Origin of the sequence: Nonomuraea rhizosphaerae, assembly GCF_019396405.1 — a bacterium.
GTDB lineage: Bacteria > Actinomycetota > Actinomycetes > Streptosporangiales > Streptosporangiaceae > Nonomuraea > Nonomuraea rhizosphaerae.
This window is the reverse complement of record NZ_JAHKRL010000061.1, coordinates 1-6,325: the sequence shown is the minus strand read 5'-3', so window position 1 is coordinate 6,325 and position 6,325 is coordinate 1. Positions and strand designations below refer to the sequence as shown.

Sequence of the window (6,325 nt, the reverse complement as noted above, 5' to 3'; positions counted from 1 at the left end):
GGGGACAAGGTGGAGCCCCCAACTGGAGGAACGACCTTGTCCCCGTGGCCCTGGCCTGCTCGGCTTGTCCCGGGTCGATGGTGAGCGGGACGATTAGGCTTCCACCTCAGCGCCTACGGCCGTCAGGCCCGCATGGCGATCATCCCGGAGCCGGAGCGCCCCCGCCGGAGGCATTCTGCTGCGCCTCGTCTCGACGCTTCTTGAACGCGTTGAAACGTCCAGTAAATAGGTACAGATAGTCCAAGAGAGCTTCGGCCAATTCGAGTGCATCCTGCGCGTCTTGGCGAGCGACTGGACGCCCGGTGAAGTGGGCTGCTTGGTTCCCGAGTACGCGTAGCTCCTGCGCCCACTCCAGAAGTCGGCCCTCGATCAGCCCCTGACGCTCCATCTCTTCAAGTGCGCGGACCAGGTTTGTTGCGCTGATGTTGTGATGGGAGCAGACCCCTTCCAGCGCTCGCCGAACCATCACGACGGTAGCCGTGTACGCGTCGGCGTTGAAGCAACGTTGCGCTTCCTGATGCTCGCGGCGTAGTTCCTCTGGGATGACAACGGCGCGGACATAGCTCCGCTGGTCGGAGATAGGCCAGACCACATCTGCTCGTGTGGAGCGCACACGCTCTTCCTCTGCGTAGTCATCCCAGATGAGCTCCTGGTGGAGCACACTAGGAGCAGAGCAGTGGTGGCACGTGGCAATGGCCAAGCGGATCTTCTGGTCATCGTGGTCGCCGCTCCGGCCAGTTACAAGTTCTGCCTGCTCTTCGGCCGCCTGGTCTTCACCGCAAGCCCAACAGTTGATTTCGTACTGGAAGGACGATGTCACGACAGCAATGTAGCGAGATCGGATCGCTGATCGATAGGGATTTTGAGCGGCGTGGTCCAGGGCGATTTCAAGGTCGCTGCTGTGAGGCGATGGTCACGTGATGTCCGGATCGACCGCAGCTACGTAACGTGACTGCAGAAAGATGATGACCTTCCGTCTGTGATCATGGAGTTCTCTACGCTCCCAGATCACGACAAGAAGGTCATCGGTGCCAGTTTCCCATGCCCAAGCTCAGGTTTCGTCGCTGCTGGAGATGATCGAGGGCATCGCCGACCCACGCGATCCACGCGGAGTACGGCATCCACTGGTGGCGGTGCTGGGAGTGGCCGTGCTGGTGACGCTGGCGGGAGCGGCGAACTACCGGGAGATGGGCTCGACCGCGGCGGATCTGCCCCAGTGCCTGCTTGACCTGCTGCGCTGCCGCCGCCATCCGGACTCGGGCCGGTGCTTGGCGCCCAGTGCAGCCACCCTGCGGCGTGTGCTGATCGGGGTGGATGCCGACGCGCTGGATGCTGCCGTGGGCGCCTGGCTGCGCGGACACGGGACCTGCCATGCGCAGGGCTGGAGCATCGCGCTGGACGGCAAGGACCTGCACGGCAGTTGGAACGCCGACGGGCGGCTGGTGCTGTTCTCGGCGATGACCCACCGCCGCGACGGCCAGGACGCCATCGTGCTCGGCCAGGTCGCCGTGCCCGCCGGCACCACCGAGACCACGCAGGTGCGCACCCTGATCGAGGCCATGAACCTGGACCTCACCGGGGCGCTGGTCACCGCGGACGCGGCACATACCTGCGCCGAGACCGCACGCTACCTGGTGGAGGAGACAAACGCCGACTACCTGCTGACCGTCAAGGGCAACCGGTCCCGCCTGCAGGCCACCGCCATCGCCGTAGCCCGCAGCCTCATCGCCGGCGAGGCGGAGCATGTCACCATCGAACGCGGCCATCGAACGCGGCCACGGGCGCATCAACCGGTGGACCACCTGGGCCGCCACCGTCGATGACAGCCTCGGCCTGCCCTACGCCGCGCGCCTGGCCGTCATCCGCCGCGACGTCGCCGACCTGGCCGGATCTCCCCGCAGCAAGGAAGTCGTCATGATGATCACCAGCCGCGCCCATCTGTCGGCAGCCGAGATCTCGGCGCACACTCGCGCGCACTGGGGCATCGAGAATCTGGAGCATCGATCACGCGACACCGTCTGGCTCGAAGACGACCAACAGGCCTACCTCGGACATGGCCCACGAGTGCTGGCCACCCTCCGCAACCTTGCCCTCGGCCTGTTCAGCATCCATGGCATCTCCAAGATCAAGGAGACCGTCCAAGCGATCGGCCGTAACCCTCTCCGAGCTCTCCCATTGATGACACAGAGTCACACCGAACCGTCAGCCACTCGACTTTGAAATCGCCCTGGGCGTGGTCCGAGCGCGGGCGCGCGCGAGAACGGCCCCCAGGCCGCACGCGCAGCGTGTGGCCGCGCTCGGGCCGCATGGCGGCGCGAAGCGCCGCCCTTGATACCTACAGGAGCAATTCGGCAGTACGGCAACCCATTCGCCAGTCTATTCGCCTCGGCCGCATTCACCTACAGGACACCGCGGGCCGCCAATCGCTCCACCCGAGAAACTCAGGGCGATGACCGCCCAAAGCGACCAGCACTATTCTGTCGTCAGAATCAAATCCACGAGACGTTCGACCTCACGCCCGAAGCTCGTGGTTTGGAGCTGGTCGCGAACTTTACCTCTGACGGCTTCGAACGAGACGCCGCCAGGAAGCTCTAGTGACGCCACAAACTCTTCCGCCTCTGCGGAAAGTGTGGCCAATCGGCGATGACTCTCATCCTGCGGATCGAAAAGCGGCACAGGAACTTGCCATATGTACTTATCAAAATGGCGCGGGTTATGCTGTCCTCTCGCTTGGAGTGGTCTTACGCGATCCAAGAAGCTTTGGCTATTCAGGACCGCGATGACATATTGAGCCTCTTCCACAGAAGCCGCAGCACCCCAGTAGAGGACGTCTTGAACGATAGCCGATGCATCACTGACACGTGCAGCCGCCATGTACATCCCACTCTTTGAATGCACAATTCGGTGTTGCGGAACCGGAAACTGTTGCGTGATCTTATGCCTGTAGTCAAGCGACTCATGAAGAGGGATGGCCCTGGAGCCTTTTCTTGCTCGCCATCTCTTCTCGGCTTCTCGCCACCACTCGGCTAGCCCAGGGTAGTCATCTAGGCGGTCGTCATGGCTCCCCAGCAGCCGCTGTCCATCCCATGGGATGACGGCAAGCTGCGCGTCTCGCACAGCGTAAGGCAGGACCGAATCTCCAACGAGAAGGGACCGTACAAATTGCCGTTCGATGATGCTAGCCATCGACGGCTCCTGGTTCCAGGGAGGCGTTTCACGTGTACTACGACGACTCTGAACTGCTATCCGGCCAGCACCTGGCCCTAGAGCACCTTTAGACGGACTCTCTTCGACCACAAAGAACACACGAGGCCCAACGGCGGCCCCCTGCACAAAGCGTGCTGCATAAGGTGACACACTCGTCGCCGCTTCCGTCGCCGCTTCGGGAGCCATCCTGCTTAGATGCTGCATGGCGATGGAGGAGGAAACGTTTGTGCTAGGTAGACGTCCGGCCCAAATCTCGGCGGGCTGGGCAAGCGGTACATATGTATCTGCGGTACGGGTCCCGAACAGCACCGATGCGGGAACCGGAAAGAAGACGGGCTTGACCTTGTGTAGATCCCAAGGCGTGTCGAACGACAGGAATAGCTGATGCCCCGGTGTTATATAGCGGCCAGTGCGCATACCAGCGAATTGGCGCCGTGAGAGAGCAGCGAGGGGCATAACGAGGCCGAATCGGCCACCATTTGAGAGGTAGAGCTCGGCAGCCCGAACAAGGAAGAGTCCAGACAAGTCCTGATGCGTGGCAACACTAGCCCCCGCCCACATGCCACGATCCTCGCTCATTCTTCTGAATAGCGACTTCGTGCCATCGGGCATGAATCGGTAGGCCAGCCAAGGAGGATTGCCAATCAAAACATCGACTCTATTACGCTTTTGCGATAGCCAGATGGGACGGGCAAGATTTCTAACGTAGTAGCCCCATATATGATTACGATCCTCGTCGTTAAGGCGACACATCGTCGCGAAAGTCTGCTCAAGCATGGGCTGATCGTGGGGGTGCACTGCGAAAAGCCGGAAGATCCCCGAGAGGGAGGGCACAGGAGACCCTTTGGCGCGACGCGTCGCCTTCTGTGCCAACTCTGTGACCAGTCGGTCAAAGCTGGCGGCGTCAGCGAGTAAACGATCAGGGAACTTCAGCTCGTCCGCGAATAGTTGTGCACCGTCGTTCGTGGGGACCGTCAACCCTTCAGTGTTAAGAAGAGTGTCCTCCTGCCCCCATTGCATAGAGTCGCCCAAGTAGACAGGCACCGAGAAAGGTGGCCTATCTGCAGATTGCAGGCGATCCATTCCTAGGGCGAGAAGATAGGTGACCCTTGCCAGAGTTACGGCCACGGGGTGTACATCTACGCCCATTACATGCCGCGTGACACCAGTAATTGCTTCAGCATCCGAAACACCTGCTTCTTCGGCTGCCTGCAAATAGCGTCGTACGGCATGAAAGAGAAATGTACCAGAGCCGCAAGCAGGGTCGAGTACGCTTTCATCAAGCGGCTTATGAATCGTCGACTTCACCACTTCTTCGGCCAGCCAGTCTGGCGTATAGTACTCCCCCAGGGCATGCCGAGTTTCTGAAGCGATGATTGATTCGTAGAGGACTTTCATCACGTCATGTTCTACTGCCTGCCAGGCAAACCGCGCCAATCTCTGGGATAGCGTCTTTACGAATCGATCACCACCGGGAATGTCTACTATCCAGTCGAAGAAGTCCGCCTCGACAACTCCCCCTACTTGGGACGAGGCAAACAGAGACCCTTCCAAAAGCGTTCGAGCGGCAACAGTTGGATCAGCCGGATCTATACCAACCACCGCGTGCGCGATGATCTCCGCTGTAGCCACTAGAAGGGTATGCTCGACAAACAGATCATCTTCGTTGGTGAAATTTGTACCCAAGGCTGTGGTCAAGAGCTTCGACCACAATTCTCGCTTGAGTTGAACCTCGGAATGATTTCGATTGGCGCGATAGAGGTTCTGCAGCTCAAGGAAATCTAGCTTATGACTGGGGCTACCTGCTCCGAGTCGTCGTTCTATTTCGACTGGGGTCGGCGTGATATGACTCGCAGTTGCAAGAACCGATTCAAGCCATACGATCAACTGATCCACATCAGGTGACGATTCGTTAAGCTCAAGAGACCATACAGGCTGCAGCCCATTGTTCACTAGATGATAGAGGTGCCATTCCGCGCCATCGGTGAGCACTCCGACGTAGCGCTGTTGCAGGGTTTCTGTCCGCGCTCGTACATATCCGGATAGTTGAGCTATCGCCTCCGACCGGACATTTCCTACACGCAGATCCCGCTTTACTTCGAAAACGGTGTAACCCATCTCTACATCGATTCGGCGACGTTGGCCTACGGGGGCTTCCAGCACTATGTCTTTAATATCGTCATCATCTAGCTCGAAGGGGGCCGCCGCCAGCAGCATGTGAAGATCGCTTTGCACGTTCGCCTCCGTCCGCCCAGGGCGACGAGCGGCGAGGCGTCGGACGATCTCGGCCAGGTCTATATTGCTGGTAGCCACGGAGCGAGGATAGTGGACATCCGAGGCTTAACCCACTGCCGAGGACCGCGTTTGTGGATATTGATACTGAGCTAACCGACAGCTTGCGATCAGCAAGTTGAGCATTGAGAGCCATAGGGCGGGGTAGCTGACCGCTAGCTAGAGAGTCGGTCATGTAGTCGGTCAGGCGGTGAGGTGGTAGCCGTCTTGCTGGCGGGCGATGACGTGGAGGTTGTGGACGACGGCGGTGCGTCGTAGGTCGAACAGGTTCTTGCGGGTGCCGTGGTAGCGGGCGCGGTGGTGTTGCCAGCGGCCGATGTGGGCCAGGGTGTGTTCGACCGCGACGCGCTGGCGGAGCTGGGCTCGTCCGGCCGGGGTGAGCTGGCGTTCACGGAGTTCGGCCAGCAGCGCTTCGTCGGGGTGGATGCTCACGCTGCGGCCTTTGGTGCTGGTGGTGCAACGTTGGCGTAGCGGGCAGGCGGCGCAGGTGGCGGCGGGGAAGTGCACGGTGCGGCCGGGCTCGAACGGCATGCTCACCTGGTGGGGGCAGGTCAGCTGCCCGGTGGTGAAGTCCAGGGTGAAGGCGGTCTTGGCGAACCGGTCGCCGGGCGCGCGGATGCGCCAGGCCTTGCAGTAGATCTCCAGGTCGGGGCCGCGTTCGCGGACCAGGTGGGAGGCCAGGTAGGCGCGGTCGATGTGCAGTTCGGCCAAGGTGGCGTGCTGGGCGGCCAGATCGGCGGCGATGGCGTCGGTGACGGCTGCTTCGGGCACGTTGGCCGCGGTGAGGCCGACCGCGGCGATCAGGCCGCTGTCCAGATCGGTCAGC

5 protein-coding genes are annotated in these 6,325 nt (G+C 60.9%); 2 read left to right on the top strand and 3 right to left on the bottom strand.

The window, feature by feature from the left end; translation table 11 throughout:
• Nucleotides 1-139: 139 nt before the first annotated feature.
• Nucleotides 140-820 (bottom strand): DUF4145 domain-containing protein, encoded by a 681-nt coding sequence (locus KME77_RS29730; protein ID WP_219461617.1) that lies wholly within the window; start codon nt 818-820, stop codon nt 140-142.
• A gap of 208 nt (nt 821-1,028) precedes the next feature.
• On the opposite strand from KME77_RS29730, the gene KME77_RS02950 reads away from it, so the two are divergent.
• Both KME77_RS02950 and KME77_RS02945 read left to right on the top strand, forming a co-directional pair.
• Nucleotides 1,029-1,823, top strand: coding sequence for an ISAs1 family transposase (locus KME77_RS02950; RefSeq protein ID WP_219461616.1), 795 nt, complete (start codon nt 1,029-1,031; stop codon nt 1,821-1,823).
• Complete coding sequence (locus KME77_RS02945; RefSeq protein WP_219461613.1) at nt 1,744-2,220, top strand: hypothetical protein; 477 nt, start codon at nt 1,744-1,746, stop codon at nt 2,218-2,220. The genes KME77_RS02950 and KME77_RS02945 overlap by 80 nt, the downstream gene beginning before the upstream one ends.
• Nucleotides 2,221-2,472: 252 nt before the next feature.
• Here KME77_RS02945 and KME77_RS02940 read toward each other — a convergent pair whose 3' ends face one another.
• A complete protein-coding gene (locus KME77_RS02940; RefSeq protein ID WP_219461610.1) occupies nt 2,473-5,442 on the bottom strand; it encodes an N-6 DNA methylase in 2,970 nt (989 codons plus the stop codon).
• 240 nt (nt 5,443-5,682) lie between these two features.
• A partial coding sequence (locus KME77_RS02935; RefSeq protein ID WP_219461605.1) for a transposase occupies nt 5,683-6,325 on the bottom strand: 643 nt, incomplete at its 5' end.

Bases quoted from the DNA above. Each gene is read 5' to 3' on its own strand.
- KME77_RS02945 (WP_219461613.1), top strand. From the start codon at position 1,744: ATGTCACCATCGAACGCGGCCATCGAACGCGGCCACGGGCGCATCAAC.